Annotated in this window: 12 protein-coding genes and 1 pseudogene; 9 read left to right on the forward strand and 4 right to left on the reverse strand. The window is 63.6% G+C overall.

The genetic code is table 11. From position 1 onward, the window contains the following. The first annotated feature begins 27 nt into the window (after positions 1 to 27). Positions 28 to 2,283: a heavy metal translocating P-type ATPase gene (locus H4P12_RS12195; RefSeq protein ID WP_187793927.1), complete on the forward strand. Its 2,256-nt coding sequence runs from the start codon at positions 28 to 30 to the stop codon at positions 2,281 to 2,283. A 285-nt stretch (positions 2,284 to 2,568) separates the two neighbouring features. Here H4P12_RS12195 and H4P12_RS12200 read toward each other — a convergent pair whose 3' ends face one another. The 3 genes from H4P12_RS12200 to H4P12_RS12210 form a co-directional block, all read right to left on the reverse strand. Then, positions 2,569 to 4,518, reverse strand: a complete 1,950-nt coding sequence (locus tag H4P12_RS12200; RefSeq protein WP_187793928.1) for a TRAP transporter large permease subunit — start codon at positions 4,516 to 4,518, stop codon at positions 2,569 to 2,571. A 37-nt stretch (positions 4,519 to 4,555) separates the two neighbouring features. Then, complete coding sequence (locus H4P12_RS12205) at positions 4,556 to 5,602, reverse strand: C4-dicarboxylate TRAP transporter substrate-binding protein (RefSeq protein WP_187793929.1); 1,047 nt, start codon at positions 5,600 to 5,602, stop codon at positions 4,556 to 4,558. Positions 5,603 to 5,741: 139 nt separating this feature from the next. After that, positions 5,742 to 7,517 (reverse strand): FAD-dependent oxidoreductase, encoded by a 1,776-nt coding sequence (locus H4P12_RS12210; RefSeq protein WP_187793930.1) that lies wholly within the window; start codon positions 7,515 to 7,517, stop codon positions 5,742 to 5,744. Positions 7,518 to 7,719: 202 nt separating this feature from the next. On the opposite strand from H4P12_RS12210, the gene H4P12_RS12215 reads away from it, so the two are divergent. The 8 genes and pseudogenes from H4P12_RS12215 to H4P12_RS12250 all read left to right on the forward strand — a co-directional run bounded on the left by H4P12_RS12215 (position 7,720) and on the right by H4P12_RS12250 (position 13,519). Next, positions 7,720 to 8,418, forward strand: coding sequence for an FCD domain-containing protein (locus H4P12_RS12215; RefSeq protein WP_223115793.1), 699 nt, complete (start codon positions 7,720 to 7,722; stop codon positions 8,416 to 8,418). 86 nt (positions 8,419 to 8,504) lie between these two features. Next, a pseudogene (locus H4P12_RS12220) lies at positions 8,505 to 9,328 on the forward strand (fumarylacetoacetate hydrolase family protein). A gap of 39 nt (positions 9,329 to 9,367) precedes the next feature. Then, the gene (locus H4P12_RS12225; RefSeq protein WP_187793931.1) at positions 9,368 to 10,270 is read left to right on the forward strand and encodes a VOC family protein; all 903 of its coding nucleotides are present in this window, start codon (positions 9,368 to 9,370) and stop codon (positions 10,268 to 10,270) included. 2 nt (positions 10,271 to 10,272) lie between these two features. Next, positions 10,273 to 10,653 (forward strand): nuclear transport factor 2 family protein, encoded by a 381-nt coding sequence (locus H4P12_RS12230; RefSeq protein ID WP_187793932.1) that lies wholly within the window; start codon positions 10,273 to 10,275, stop codon positions 10,651 to 10,653. Between the two features lie 40 nt (positions 10,654 to 10,693). After that, entirely contained in the window at positions 10,694 to 11,119 is a 426-nt protein-coding gene (locus H4P12_RS12235; RefSeq protein WP_187793933.1) for a DoxX family protein, read from the forward strand. 42 nt (positions 11,120 to 11,161) lie between these two features. Then, the gene (locus H4P12_RS12240) at positions 11,162 to 11,959 is read left to right on the forward strand and encodes an SDR family NAD(P)-dependent oxidoreductase (protein WP_187793934.1); all 798 of its coding nucleotides are present in this window, start codon (positions 11,162 to 11,164) and stop codon (positions 11,957 to 11,959) included. Positions 11,960 to 11,968: 9 nt separating this feature from the next. Next, positions 11,969 to 12,541 carry an NADPH-dependent FMN reductase gene (locus tag H4P12_RS12245; RefSeq protein WP_187793935.1) on the forward strand — a complete coding sequence of 191 codons (573 nt, stop codon included), beginning with the start codon at positions 11,969 to 11,971 and terminating at the stop codon, positions 12,539 to 12,541. 12 nt (positions 12,542 to 12,553) lie between these two features. Next, the gene (locus tag H4P12_RS12250; RefSeq protein ID WP_187793936.1) at positions 12,554 to 13,519 is read left to right on the forward strand and encodes a VOC family protein; all 966 of its coding nucleotides are present in this window, start codon (positions 12,554 to 12,556) and stop codon (positions 13,517 to 13,519) included. Positions 13,520 to 14,245: 726 nt separating this feature from the next. Here the strand turns inward: H4P12_RS12250 and H4P12_RS12255 are convergent. Further along, positions 14,246 to 14,887 (reverse strand): hydrolase, encoded by a 642-nt coding sequence (locus tag H4P12_RS12255; RefSeq protein ID WP_187793937.1) that lies wholly within the window; start codon positions 14,885 to 14,887, stop codon positions 14,246 to 14,248. Between the last annotated feature and the right edge of the window lie 60 nt (positions 14,888 to 14,947).

A 14,947-nucleotide genomic window follows, 5' to 3' on the forward strand; every position in this document is an offset into this window, starting at 1 on the left:
ACGGAAATGACTGAAAGGCAGGGCAAGATGTCCGAAGCGAAGAAACTGGAATGGAATGTCAGCGGCATGGATTGCGCATCCTGCGTGACCAAGGTGACGCGGGCGGTGGAACGGATGCCGGGCGTCAGCGAGGTTTCGGTCGCGCTGATGGCCGAAAAGCTGACGGTGATGCTGGTGCCCGACACCACGCCGCCCGCCCGGATCGAGGAGGCGGTCAAGGCGCTTGGCTTCGGCATCGCGCCCAAGGGCCAGACCGCCGCGAAGAAGAAGGCTTTTGTGCTACCGGGGGAACCCGTTCCGGCGACGGCCGACGACCATGACGACCACGATCACACCGGCCACAATCACACTGGCCACGATCACGCGGGCCATGATCATGCCGGTCATGGCCATGCCGATCCCGCCGACCGGGGCAAAAGCTGGTATCAGACCGGCAAGGGGCGGCTGGTGATCTTTACCGGCGCGCTCTTGGCGGCGGCCTGGGCGGTCAAGCTGCTGATGCCCGGCGCGATCGCCCATTGGGCCTTCATCGCCGCCTGTGTCATTGGCGTGGCGCCCGTCGCCCGGCGGGCCTGGGCCGCGCTGCGCATGGGCCAGCCCTTCACCATCGAAAGCCTGATGACCATCGCCGCCATTGGCGCGCTGTTCATCGGCGCGGCCGAGGAAGCGGCGCTGGTCGTGTTCCTGTTCACCGTCGGCGAGGTGCTGGAAGGCGTGGCCGCCAACAAGGCCCGCGACGGCATCCGCGCACTGGCCAATCTGGTGCCCAAGACCGCCCTGCTGGTCGAGGGCACCGCCACCCGCGAGGTTCCCGCCGAGACGTTGCAGATCGGCCAGATCGTGCTGGCCCGTCCCGGCGACCGCGTCCCCGCCGATGGCGAGATCATCGAGGGCACCTCGGGCGTCGATGACAGCCCGGTGACCGGCGAAAGCGTTCCCGTCACCAAGGGTCCCGGCGATGCGGTCTTTGCCGGGTCGATCAACACCGAGGCGGCGCTGCGCATCCGCGTCACCAAGGCGGCCGAGGACAATACCATCGCCCGCATCATCCGCCTGGTCGAGGAGGCCGAGGAGGCCCGCGCGCCCACCGAACGCTTCATCGACCGCTTCAGCCGCTGGTATATGCCGCTGATCGTGGCGCTGGCGGCGCTGGTCATCGTCGTGCCACCGCTGGCCACGGGCGCCGACTGGCAGACCTGGATCTATCGCGGGCTGACGCTTTTGCTGATCGGCTGCCCCTGTGCGCTGGTGATCTCGGTTCCCGCCTCCATCGCCTCGGCGCTGTCATCTGGCGCCCGGCGCGGGCTGCTGATGAAGGGCGGCGCGGTGATCGAGGCGGCCGCGAATGTCCATACGGTCGCCTTTGACAAGACCGGCACCCTGACCCATGGCCGCCCGCAAGTGGTGGATGTGGTGGCCCTGAACGGCGCCACCGAGGCCGAGGTGATCCGCCTTGCCGCCGCGGTCGAGGCCGGGTCGAGCCACCCGCTGGCGCAGGCGATCCTGCGCCGGGCCGAAGGGGTGGCGCTGCCCGCCGCCACCGCCGCGCGGGCGATCACCGGCAAGGGCGTCTCGGCCCAGGTCGAGGGGCGCAGCCTGACCGTCGCCAGCCCGCGCTTTGCCGTCGAACAAGGCGCGCTCGCGGGCGATACAGCAGCCCGCGCCACCGCGCTGGAGGATGAGGGCAAGACTGTCGCCGTGCTTTATGCGCCCGACGGTGCGCTTGGCCTGATCGCGCTGCGCGACGAACCGCGCGCCGATGCAGTGGACGCGGTGGCGCAGCTGCGCGCCATGGGCCTGACCCCCACGATCCTGACCGGCGACAACCCCCGCACCGCCGCCGCCATCGCCGACAGTCTGGGCACCGAGTTCCGCGCCGAGATGCTGCCCGAGGACAAGCTGAACACCATCCGCGACATGGCCGCGCATGGCGGCGTGATGATGGTCGGCGACGGCATCAATGACGCACCGGCGCTGAAGCAGGCCAGCGTCGGCGTGGCCATGGGATCGGGCACCGATGTGGCGCTGGAAACCGCCGATGCGGCGATCCTGCGCGACCGGGTGACGGATATTCCGGCGCTGATCCGGCTGGCCCGCGCCACCATGGCCAATATCCGCCAGAACGTGACCATCGCCCTGGGGCTGAAGGCGGTGTTTCTGGTCACGACGCTACTGGGCATCACCGGGTTGTGGATCGCCATTCTGGTCGATACCGGCGCCACCGTGCTGGTCACGCTGAACGCCCTGCGGCTGCTGACCTTTAACCCCGACAGACCGACGTGACGACCTGCGCAGTGCCATGTGCTGCGCGGCCTTCCATGCAGGCTCGGGCAAAGCGCCCTCGACATTCTCGACTCCACCTGCCCTCGGAACCTGTTCGGGCCGGTGTTGAACGCGGTGCTGGCAAATCAGCCGAACTCGCCCCCCCACGAGGTGGGGGCGCCCGGCCAAGGTGTTGTTACAGACAGAAGCAAGACATCCGAAACGGTCGCAGCGTTCTTCGAAAGACAGGGAGATCGGTGAAGCTCGCGTTATCCGTGCACCGAGCACCCTGCATGAGCCGGCACCTCACAAGATACCTGTGACGACTGCCGGGAAAGCCATGCAAATCCCGATCAGCGCCGCCATGGCCAGCACATAGGGCATGACCCCGGCAAAGATGTCCTGCAGGCTGCACAAGTCCCCGACCGTGCTTTTGACCACGAAGACGCTGATTCCGAAGGGGGGCGTCAACAGCCCCATCTCGACCGCGATAATGGTGACGATGCCGAACCAGATCAGCACATCGGGGCCGATGATCCCCGTTCCCAGTGTCGTCACCAGCGGCACCACCATAGGCACGGTGATGACGATGATCGACGTCGAGTCGAGGAACATCCCCATCACGATCACCACCAGCAGGAACAGCACGATCACGCCCCAGAAGCCAAAGCCCGAGTCGACCGCGTATTGCACCATCTGCGCCGGCAGAGTGGACATGACCAGTGCCTTGGTCAGCACGCTGGCACCGATGACCAGAGACAGGACCGCAACGGTGATCTGCCCGGTCTCGCGCAGCACGTTCCACAGGTTCGCGCGGGTCAGGCGGCGACGCAGGATGGTCACGATCATTGTGGCGAAGGCGCCGACCGCCCCCGCCTGTGTCGGCGTGAACCAGCCCAGATAGATGCCGCCCAGAACGATGCCGACCAGCACCACGATGGGGAGCAGGCGCCGGGCGGAACTGGCCAGCGTTTCGGGTTCCAGATCATCATTGCCGGTGGGCTGACCGACAAAATCGGGGCGGAACTTCGCCAGCAGGATGATGGTGATACAGAAGATCAGCGCCATCAGGATCCCCGGCACCATCGCCGCCAGAAACAGTTTGCCGACCGATGTTTCGGTGACGAAGCCGAAGATGATCAGCAGCAGGCTGGGCGGGATCAGCATGCCCAGGATCGACGACCCCGCCACCGTGCCGGTGGCGAAACGCGGCGTATAGCCATGTGCGACCATCTGCGGCACCGCCACGCGCGAGAAGATGGCCGACGAGGCGATCGAGATGCCGGTAATTGCCGCAAAGACCGCATTGGCTGCGACCGTGGCAATCCCAAGGCCACCCAGCAATTTCCTCGTCCACCACGCGGCCACCCGATAGGCATCGCGGCCAATGTCAGAGATATCGGTAAAAAGCCCCATCAGCACGAATAGCGGGACGACGCCGAAATCGAATTTGTTGATCGTGCCCGTGGCCGAGGTCTTCAGCGAATTCAGCGCCACGTTCGGATTATCCCGGATCAGCCAGATCCCGACCACGCCGACGACGCCCAGAACCACAGCGACATGCATCCCCGCCATCAATAGCACCAGCAGGAACAGGATCGCCAGGATGCCCAGCGTGGTGCGGCTGAAATCGCCTGTCGCAACCAGCCAGACAGCACCGATGACGACCGCCACGCCGATCAGCGCCGGCACCAGCCAGCGGCCCCGCCCGCGCGTCAGCATCTCGGGCAACTGCCGCGCCACGTCGGTGGCCTCAAGCAGGAACTGAATCGTGGCGGCTGCGCAGCCAATGGCGGTCAGCAGCTTGAAGGGCCATGTCGGCAGCGTAAAGACGCCGCTGGCGCCGATGAACTCCCCGCCTCTGAAGGCACTGGCATAATCGCCCCACAACACCCAGGTCAGAGCGCCGAACAGCACGCCCCCGATCAGCAGGAACAGCATGTTCAGCACCGCCGCCGCCGCTGGATCGGCCTTGGCCAGTGGCGCGAACAGAAAGTCCGCGCGCGTCAGCCGACCATGGGCCAGCGCATGGGCCAATTGCAGGAACACCACCGGCACGATGGTCTGCTCGACCACCTCGACGACGCCGTAAAGCGGCTGCGAAAACAGCGCGAGGCCCGCAACATCGGCGCAGATCAGCAGCATCAGCACGAAAATCCAGATCGTGCCGAGCGCCGACAGCCCACCGGTCACCTGACCGTAAGCCCGCGTGACCAGCCCTTCGGGGGCCATGGGCGTCTCATCCGATTGCAGCATCTTATCCTCCTTGGGGCTGGCGCGGGCGCCGCTTCGGTTACTCGACCTTCCAGTCGCGGGCGGGGGTGGCGCCGGCTTCGCGGATCGCGGCCATATAGGCATCCAGCATCACCTTGCCCTCGGGCAGTTTCGCGGCCCATTGCCCGGCCAGATCGGGCAGTGCATCGACCCATTTCTGCCGCTCGGCTGCGGGCAGCGTGGTCAGCGTTACCTTGGGATCGGCGGCAAGCTCGGTCAGGATCGTGTCATAGCGATCCTTCAGGATTTCCGCGTTGCGGGCGCTGTATTCGGGGCCAAGCTCGGTCAGGACTTGCTGCACGTCGCCCGGCAGCCCATCCCAGATGTCCTTGTTCACCCCGAACCCGCCGATGAAATTCGCCCCGACGCCGACCAGTGTCACATAGGGCGCAACCTCTTGGATTTTCAGCGGATGCGCACCGGTCACGATCGAAATGACGCCATCCGCAACACCGGTTTCAATCTGGTTGTAGTAGGTCGGAAGCGCACCGTTCACCGGGACCGCCCCGATGGCCGCCATCCAGGGCGCGGTCGGACCGGGTGCCAGAATCTTGCGGCCCTTCAGGTCGTCGATCGAGTCGACCGGAAACGTGGTATAGAGGTGATAGGTATCCGCCCCGGTTGCGCCCAGAAAGACGACATTGTTATCCTCCCATTCGGCTTTCAGGGCCGGAACCTCATCATAGAGGCGGTTGAAGACCTGCATCTGAAGATCATAATCGTCGGTGGCGAATGGGGTGAAATAGGTCAGGTTGTCATAGGGCATCTTGCTTTCTTCCCAAAGCGAGCCGATCCAACCCGCATCGGTGATACCGTCTCCGACGGCCTCCAGCGTGTCACCGAAACTGTAAAGCGCACCGCCATAGGATTCCGTCCAGACGATGCTGTTCTCGGATCCCATGGCCCTCAGACGCTCATTGGTTTTCGCGACGATCACCTCTTGCAGCGGCGCGATCCAGGGGATCTGGATGGCGTGGCTTGCCGAGATGGTCAGGTTAATTTCTTCGGCCCCGGCCATTGGTGCCAGGACGGCCAGTGCGGTGGCGGTCGCGCAGATGGTTTTCATGGGGTTTCTCCTTTTTTCGGGCTTGTGTCGGGTCAAACCTGCCCGTCGGCTGCGAATGGGTCGCGCCGTGCGTTGCTGGTTCGGTGGCTGATGGCTCTGGGCCGGCTCCGTGCGCCGCCCCGGCCCTTCTGGTTTTGGATCAGGCCGCCAGCGCGTCGCGATCCTGCCGGGCAAGGATCTGACTCAGTGCGGCCCCCAGCGCCTGTTCGGGGGCCTCGACCATCACATCGGCACGCCAACCGACATAGTTGTCGGGCCTGACCAGAATGGCCCCGTCTTCCTGCACACCGCTTTGATAATACCAGTCGGCATAGATATCATGCGCATCGCTGCCATCGGGACCGATCGAGACCACTGGCAGGTCAAGCCCCAGCTTCTTCCCCACAGCGGCGGCGGCCGCGCGCCAATCCTCGCCCCCCGGCCCGGTCAGCAGGACAAAGCGTCCCTTGCCGCCCAGATCGACCGACGAGACCCGTTTGCCGCCGTGATCCAGCCAGACATGCGGCAACCGCGCACCGGGCCAAGTGGTTGGGTGATAGTAAAGCTCGGGATCACGGATGAATTCGGGTTCCGGCGTGCCATCGGACACCACCGCACCCGAGGCATAACGGGTGCCCAATTCCACCCCATGAGTGTTGAATTCGTAGTTTTTTCGCCGGATCGCGTCGTTCAGCGCACGGCGCTGCGCCTTGGCATCGTCCGAGGCCCCCTTGCGCGCCGCCATCAGTTCCTCGACCCGCACCGGATCGTCGCTGGCGGTCATGCCAAGCGCGTCGAAGATCGGCGGATAGTCCTTGATCGAGTTATTGGCGCGGCTGACGATGGTTTCGGCGACCGGCACACGCTCGACCGAATAGCTGTCCAAAAGCCCCGGCCCCGCCTGCCCTTTCAACACCGCAGCCAGTTTCCACGCCAGATTATAGGCGTCCTGGATGCTGGTGTTCGACCCCAGCCCGTTCAGCGGCGGGTGACGGTGGACCGCGTCGCCCATGCAGAAAACCCGGCCCTTTGAAAACTCGGTCGCCCACATGTTGTTGACCGTCCAGGTCGAGGTCGATCGGATCGTCACCGGGATGGTATCGTCGCCGATGAGTTGATGGACGATCTTCACCGCCTCGTCATCGGTCAGCTTCAACTCTCCCTTGCTGGTATCATAGCCCCAGATCGCCAGCCATTCGTTCCACGGCCGGACCATGCGCACCACACCTGCCCCGATCCCGCCGGTCCGGGCGCCCGGCTGCAAAACCCAGTAAAGCACGCTGGGCCGGTGGGCCACGAACTTGGTCAGATCGGCGTCAAACAGGATATTCATGCTGCCCGACAACGCCATCTGACCCGTCATCGGCAAGCCCAACTGTTCCGCCACCGCGCTGCGGGCGCCATCGGCGCCGATCATATAACGGGCACGGATCGGAAATTCCTGACTCGACAGCCGGTCGCGCACATGGGCGGTGACGCCCCCGTCGTCCTGGTCCAGCCGCAGGAATTCGGTATTGAACCGTATCTTGCCGCCACGCGAGGCCGCAGCCTCCAGCAGCAGCGGCTCCATATAGGTCTGGGGGATGTCGCAGATCTCGGTCGGGCTGGCCAGTTCGTAGTCGGCCTTGCGCGCCGGATGGTTGCCCCAGGACAGCACGCGGCCGAACTCCTCGCCCGCAAGGCTATGGCAAAACACATTGTTGGCCATCAGCTTCTGCTTGCTGGCCAGAGCCATCGCCCGATCCTCGATCCCCAGATCGCGCAGCACCTGCATGGTGCCTTGGTTGGTGATATGGGCGCGAGGTGTGTTCGCCAGCCAACCGTATTTGTTGATGACCAGGTTTTCGATCCCATACATCGATAGCAGCGCCGAAGCCGCAAGCCCCGCCGGGCCCGCGCCCACGATCAGCACATCGGTGGAAATTCCGTCAGCCATCGCAGCTCCTCCTCTGCCGAAGTTACGAATCATCCATTATTTGACGATTAAGATAGATATTTTCGAAAATCAATAATAACATCGAATTTATGGATCTGGCCAGCAACGCCCTCTGCCGGCTGGATCATCGAACTTTGCGTTGATCTTCGAACCATGTGATAAGCAACTGCCGACGAACCGGCGAAAATCGAAAGGACATCCGATGACCATGCCCCTGCGGTCCGATGGGGACGGCAAGACCCTGATGGCCTCGGTCTACGACCGGCTGCGTGGCGATATCGTCGATGGAGAGCTGCGCCCCGGCGCGCGGCTACGATTTGATGAGTTGAAGGAAAGCTACGGGGTCGGCCTGTCACCCCTACGCGAGGCGCTGACCCGGCTAGCCGCCGAAAAGCTGGTCATTCTGGAGGAACACAAGGGCTTTCGCGTCGCGCCGATCTCGCGCTCGGATCTGAATGACCTGCTGTTCATGCGTCAGGAAATTGAATCGTTGGCAATCCGCAGGGCCATCGAACGAGGTGACGATCAATGGGAATCGGCCGTGGTTGCCACGATACACGCCCTTGGCAAGCGCGACAGCCTGACCGAAGGCGGCCATATCGACCCGGAATGGGAAAGACGCCACCGGGCCTTTCATGACAGCCTGGTCGCAGCCTGCGATTCGCCCCGCCTACTGCTGTATCGCCAGCAACTGACCGATCATGCCGACCGCTATCGCAAGCTGTCGCACCACTATTCATCATCCGGGCGCGACCATCTGTCGGAACATTGCGCCCTGTCCGATGCGGTGATCGCCCGCGATGCCGATCTGGCCAATCAATTGATCCGAAAACACCTTTTGCGAACGGTCGAGATTATCTTGTCAGGCGAAGATCTGCAAAAAACAGGTTTTGACGACTGATTTTCGAAAATATTATTGATTATCGATTAAACTTCTCTTATCTCTAGTTCATCCAAGGGACGAACCAGAGATCGGAGGAGACAACGATGCGAGTGACGAGTTATGACCGTAACGGCACCACTGGGGTCGCCGTCAAACGCGAGACGGATTGGGCCGATTTGGGTTCGGTCGATCTGGTCGAAGTGCTGAACGGCGTCCATGCCGACAAGGTGGTCTCGGCCCCGGCGCTGGACGAGGGCACCGTGAAGAACGCCCCGCCGCTGGCCCGTCCCGGCAAGATCATCTGCGTCGGCTTGAACTATTCCGACCACACCGATGAATCGCCCTATGAGCAGCCCGACTATCCGACGCTGTTCCCGCGTTTCACCACCAGCCTGATCGCCGATGGTGCCGCCATCATCCGCCCTCAGGTCTCGAAGGACCTGGATTACGAAGGCGAGCTGGTCGCCATCATCGGCAAGCGCGGGCGTCACATCCCCAAGGATCGGGCGCTGGACCATGTTGCCGGTTATTCGATCTTCAATGACGGCTCGCTGCGGGACTATCAGTTCAAGTCGCCGCAATGGACAGTCGGCAAGAATTTTGACGGCACCGGCGCCTTCGGGCCACATGCGGTTTCAGCCGATGAACTGCCGGCCGGCGCCAAGGGACTGCGGTTGCAGACCCGCCTGAACGGGCAGACCGTGCAGGACGCCAATACCAATGACATGATCTATTCGGTCGAGGATCTGATCTCGATCATTTCCGAGGCTATCACGCTGGAACCCGGCGATCTGATCGTCACGGCACGCCCGCGGGGATCGGCATGGCCCGCGACCCCAAGCTTTACATGAAGCCCGGCGACGTGGTCGAGGTCGAGATCGAAGGCATCGGCACGTTGCGCAACCCGGTCGAGGACGAGGTCGTCTGATCCGGATCCGGCAATCCTGAGGAGGAGGAGGAGGCCAAAATGGAACCGCTTGTTCACCGTCTGGGCTATATTGCCCTGAATGTCAGCGATCTGGAAGGCGCGATCGAGGACGCCCGCGAGATCGCCGGCGCCGCCCTTGTCGATCAGACCCCGGACCTGGCGCTGCTGACATCGAATGCGCGTCATGCCGAACTGATCCTGCACCGCGCCGAGCAATCGTCGCTGCGCGCGATCGGGCTGGAGACGCTGGACCCCGCCAATGTCGATGAGGTCGCCCGCCGGGCGCGTGAGGCCGGGTTGACCATCGTCAGCGAGACGCCTTCGCTGCCGGTGATCGAACGCGCGGTCAGCGTGGCCTTTCCCGAAGGCCATGTGATCGAGATCCACACGCCGATGCCGCGCGACCGCCCCCCGCGTTATGCCGGGCCGGGCATTCATCCGCGCTTTCTGGACCACGTCAATCTGACGGCCGCCGATCCGGCTGCCTCGGCGCACCTGATGATGCAGGTGCTTGGCCTGAAGCTCAGCGAACGCACCCAAGGCTGGGAACTGGCCTGGATGCGCGCTGGCGACGGGCGCCATCACACGATTGGCATGGCCAAGTCACCCGATGGCGGGGGCCTGCATCACTATAGTTGGGAATTCGCCGATTTCGCCGATTTCAAGCGGCTGGGCGACGTTCTGGACGCCCGGGACCGCACCCTTGCCTGGGGGCCAGGTCGGCATGGCGCGGGCGACAACATCTTCGCCTATTACGTGGATGCAGCCGGTTTCCTGGTCGAGACCACGGCCGAGATGGAGATCATCGCCGATCCGCATTTCCAGCCGCGTATCGTCGATCCTGGCGAGAACCTGTCCAACTACAAGGTCGTCAATCGCTGGGGACAACTCCCCTCGCAAGCCTGGATGACCCATTTCAACATCTGTGCGGTGCTGCGGTGAGCATGCCCGATATCCAGGCGCTGGAGGATCGTCGTTACGCCGCCATGCGGGCGGGTGATGTGACAACCCTGCGCGACCTGCTGTCGGCGCGGCTGCGCTATACGCATTCGCTGGGCGATCACGACACCCGGGACAGTTATCTGGCCAAGGTGGCCGCCGGCCACTTCGTCTATCACCGCATCGACCACCCGGTCGAATGGTCGGAACGCCTTCCCGGCGCCGTCCTTCTGGCGGGCCGGATGGCGGCCGAGGTGGATGTCGGCGGCGAGCCCCGCCGCATCAACAACGCCTTTCTGGCCGTCTGGGCGGATGAAGGCGATGCGTGGCGGCTGATTGCCTATCAGCCGACACCGATGCCGGGGGCCGACCCGCTGCAGGCGTGAGGCGGGCGTCACACCGAAGAGGAAGAGTAGGAAGATTTCGATGACCAGACTGATCATCCCGCAATTGCGTGGCATCTATGACCGGCTGGAGCCGCTGGCCTATGCGGTGCTGCGCGTTCTGGCGGGCGGCATGATGATCCAGATCGCGCTTGGCAAGGTGCTCGCGGGCGAGGTGTCGCGCGATGTCGAGCTCATGCAACAACTGGGCCTCGTCCCGGCGGCGCTCTGGGCCTATTTCGTCGTTGGGGTCGAGATTTTCGCATCGCTGGCGCTCATCCTTGGCCTTCTGACACGGCCCGCCGCCGTGATGCTGTTCATCCTGGTGACGGTGATGCTGCTGACCGTGCTGATCCCACGCGGTGCCAATTACCAGTTGGGCGCGCTGTGGTTCGGGGCTTTCGGTCTGATCGCCCTGCGCGGCGGTGGGCGCTATTCCATCGACCGCCTGATCGGACGCGAGTTCTGAGCGGACGGCAACCTGGACGCAAGGCAAGGGAGGGCCTGCAACATGGATCTTGGACTACGCGACCGCATCGCCGTGATTGCAGGGGCCAGCAAGGGTATCGGCAAGGGCATCGCCCGCGCCCTCGCCGCCGAAGGGTGCAATCTGTTCCTGTTGGCCCGTAACGGCGACGAGCTTCGCGCGACCGCCAGCGCCATAGCCGATGAGTTCGGCGTAACCGCCACACCGGTCATCGCGGATGTCAGCGACCCGGACTCGGTTCGCGCGGCGGCGGCGACCGTCCGCGCCGCCGTGCCTGAAATCAACATCCTTGCCACCAGCGTCGGCACGGCCATCCGCCGTCAGGACCGCACCATCACCTGGAGCGACGAGGACTGGCAGGCCGATATCGAGATCAAGGTGACCGGCATCCTGCGCGTGATCCGCGAATTCGAAGGCATGATCGCCAGCGACGGCTCGGGCCGTATCGTCAACATCACAGGCGCGTCGGGGATGATGACCTGGATGCCGGCGCTGAACTACGGCATGAACAACGCCGCCGTGATCCATGCGACCGGCTATCTGGCCGCCGATCTGGCGGGCCGGGGCATCACCGTCAACACGGTCGTCCCCGGCATCATCGGCACCGAATGGCGCGAAGGCTGGGCCGGCGGCATGGCGGGCGATCAGGACAAGGCCGACTGGCTGGCCGATTTCTGCGGCAGCAAGGGCATCCCCGTCCGCCGTTGGGGCAAGGTCGAGGAAATCGGCGATGCGGTGGCGTTCCTCGCCTCGGATCGCGCCGGTTACATCACCGGCACCAGGTTGGTCGTCGATGGCGGGCTGACCGCCAATATCCGCTAGGAGGGCAAGATGCTGAACCTTCAGATCATCATCGGCAGCGTTCGCCAGGGGCGCGGTGGACTGTCCGTGGCCGAATGGTTCGAGGACATCGCCCGCAAGGACACGCGCTTCACTGTTGAACGCGTCGATCTCGCAGAACTGAACCTGCCGATCATGGACGAGCCGAACCACCCGCGTCTGCAACGCTATACCCACGATCACACCAAACGCTTCAGTGAAATCATCACGCGCGGCGATGCCTATGTCTTTGTGACCACCGAATACAATTATGCCATTCCCGGCGCGCTGAAGAACGCGCTGGATTACCTTGGCCCGGAATGGGCAGGCAAGCCGATGTGCGCCGTGGCCTATGGCGGCGTCTCGGGCGCCGCCCGCGCGGTCGAGGATCTGCGCCGCGTCGCCGTGGCACTAAAGATGATCCCGCTGGTGCAGGGCGTCGTCTGCCCGCTTTACGCCCAGCAACGCGATGACGAGGGGCGATTCCACGGCAACCAGACCCAGACCGAGGCCGCCGCAGAAACGCTGAACATTTTGGCCGAGATGGGCGCCGTGCTGAAGGCGCGTCGCCTGGCCGCCGCCTGACAGGAGGACGACATGACTGCGATCACCGGAAAAATTGCGCCCACCAAGCGGCCGGGCGAATTGGGCATTCATTCGATGGACACCTTCACCATGACGGTGCCCAACCTGACCGTAGCCGATGATTTCTATCGCACTTTCGGTCTGGACGTGCGCGAGGAAGGCGACGGGCTGGGGCTTTACACCTTTGGCTCTGACCACCGCTGGATGTCGATTGCCGAGGCGGGCAGCAAGAAGCTGAACCATCTGTCCTTCGCCGTCTTCGAAGAGGATTTCGACCCGATGCGTCGCCGGATCGAGGCGCAGGGCGTGCGCCTGCTGGATGCCCCGCGCGGCGTGGTCTCGAACGGGTTCTGGTTCCTTGATCCCTTTGGTGTGCTGATCGAGGTGAAGATCGCCGAAAAGACCTCGCCCAATGAAAAAACGCCTTTCTCACTTGGCTCGACGCCGGGCGGGGTGGCGGCCGCGCCGCAGCGGTCGAAGGCCGGGATCGTGCGTCCCCGGCGGCTGGCCCATGTGCTGCTGTTCACGCCCGACGTGCCGAAGGCGATCACGTTCTATAGCCGCACGCTTGGCCTGCGGCTGTCGGACCGTTCGGGCGATGGCATCTGTTTCATGCATGGCATCCATGGCAGCGACCATCATCTGGTCGCTTTCGCCAAGTCATCGGCACCGGGGCTGCATCATTGCAGTTGGGACATGGGCGGCATCAACGAAATCGGCAAGGGCGCCATGCAGATGGCCGATAAGGGTTACACCCGTGGCTGGGGCATGGGGCGGCACGTGCTGGGCTCGAATTATTTCCACTATGTCCGCGATCCCTGGGGCAGCTATTCGGAATATTCGGCCGATATCGACTATATCCCCGTCGATCACGATTGGGAGGCCGGGGACTATCCGCCCGAGGATTCGATCTATCTGTGGGGGCCGGAAATGCCCGGCGACTTTGTCCATAATTACGAAGCAGACGACAACGCATAGGCCGCATCCACGGCCCATTTCCCCCAAAAGCTACCGGGCACGCACATCGCGCATGAAAAAAGAGATATCCATGTCCCAAGAAAGTGCTCTCGCCCGGAACATCGTCCGGTTTGTCCGCGCCAAAGTCTTGCTGGCCAGGTAGCTTTACATCGTCCGCACGACGCTGCCGTGACCAAGCGCGGAAACTCCAACTCCGGCGGTCCAACATCAGTAGCTAGGCACGTGGGTTTTGGCCGTTCGAGAGGTGGCTTCACGACCAAGATCCGCCTTCGCGTAACGGTGCGACCTGCCCATGAGGTCGGAGATCACGTCCGCTGATGTGGGAAAGCTGCTGAACCGGATCGCCATGGTCGCCCGGTTGAATAAGGCGAATCCCAACAACCACGCCCGCAAGCTGCAGGGATCAATGCCGACGCCCCGCCGTGCCAACCGTGGCCCGCCTGCTTGCCAAATCTTTCGGTATGCCTCTATCTCGTGCCGCCCGATCCGAGCGGCGCGAGATGGAGGCACAGGCATGGCACAATCCAAAGCGGCGGACCCGCCGAGAGGACATCGTCTGCCGCGCGGCTGGATCAGGAGATACAACCTGGCAGGGGCGCGGGGCCTGTCGGTCGACAGGCCGGGGCGCTGATCGGCGCGCGGCAGTATGGCTTGACCGCCGATCTGGCTGGTCGTGAAGAAATGCCGAAAGGCCGCCCCCGACAACGGGGCGGCCCTGCTGAAAGGTTACTCCTGCCGGTCGTTGGCGAACTGGATGCCCGCCGTGCCGCCAGTCTCGATGAACAGGTTCATAAAGGCCGGCACCGTGTCCTTGCGGTCCCAGTCGCGCTGCAATTCGCAGAACAGCTGCGGCACGCTGATCATCTTGCCGCCAGCCTGTTCGACCCGGCGCAGCGCGGCCTCATGCGCCTCGCGCGAGGTGCCCCCAACGGCATCGGTCACGACATAGACCTCATACCCCTCAGCCAGGGCATCGAGCGCGGGGAAGGTCAGGCAGGCCTCGGTCCAAAGCGCGGTCATGATCAACTTCTTGCGGCCGGTATCCGTGACGGCCTTGCGAAACTCGGCATCCTCCCACGAGTTGATGGTGGTGCGGTCATAGGTCGGATAATCGGCCAGCACCTTGCGAAGCTGCGGGATCGGCGGCTTGTTCAACCCGGTCTTCACATTGACGGTCGAGTGCACGATCGGAAGCCCGTATACAATCGCCGCCTTCGCCGTTCCGACGATATTGTTGACCAGCAATTGCCGATCCATGGAGGCAATCGAATTCACCTGAACAGGCTGATAGTCGATGACGATCAGCGCCGAATTTTCCGGGGTCAGAAGCCGATCCTTGACCGGATCGCGACGTGGTTCGCTTGTCATTCCGTTACTCCTCTTCACTGGTTGAGATCCCGCGACATGCGCAGCACCGGGCCGGCACAT

It is taken from the genome of Paracoccus amoyensis, assembly GCF_014490725.1.
Lineage (GTDB): Bacteria > Pseudomonadota > Alphaproteobacteria > Rhodobacterales > Rhodobacteraceae > Paracoccus > Paracoccus amoyensis.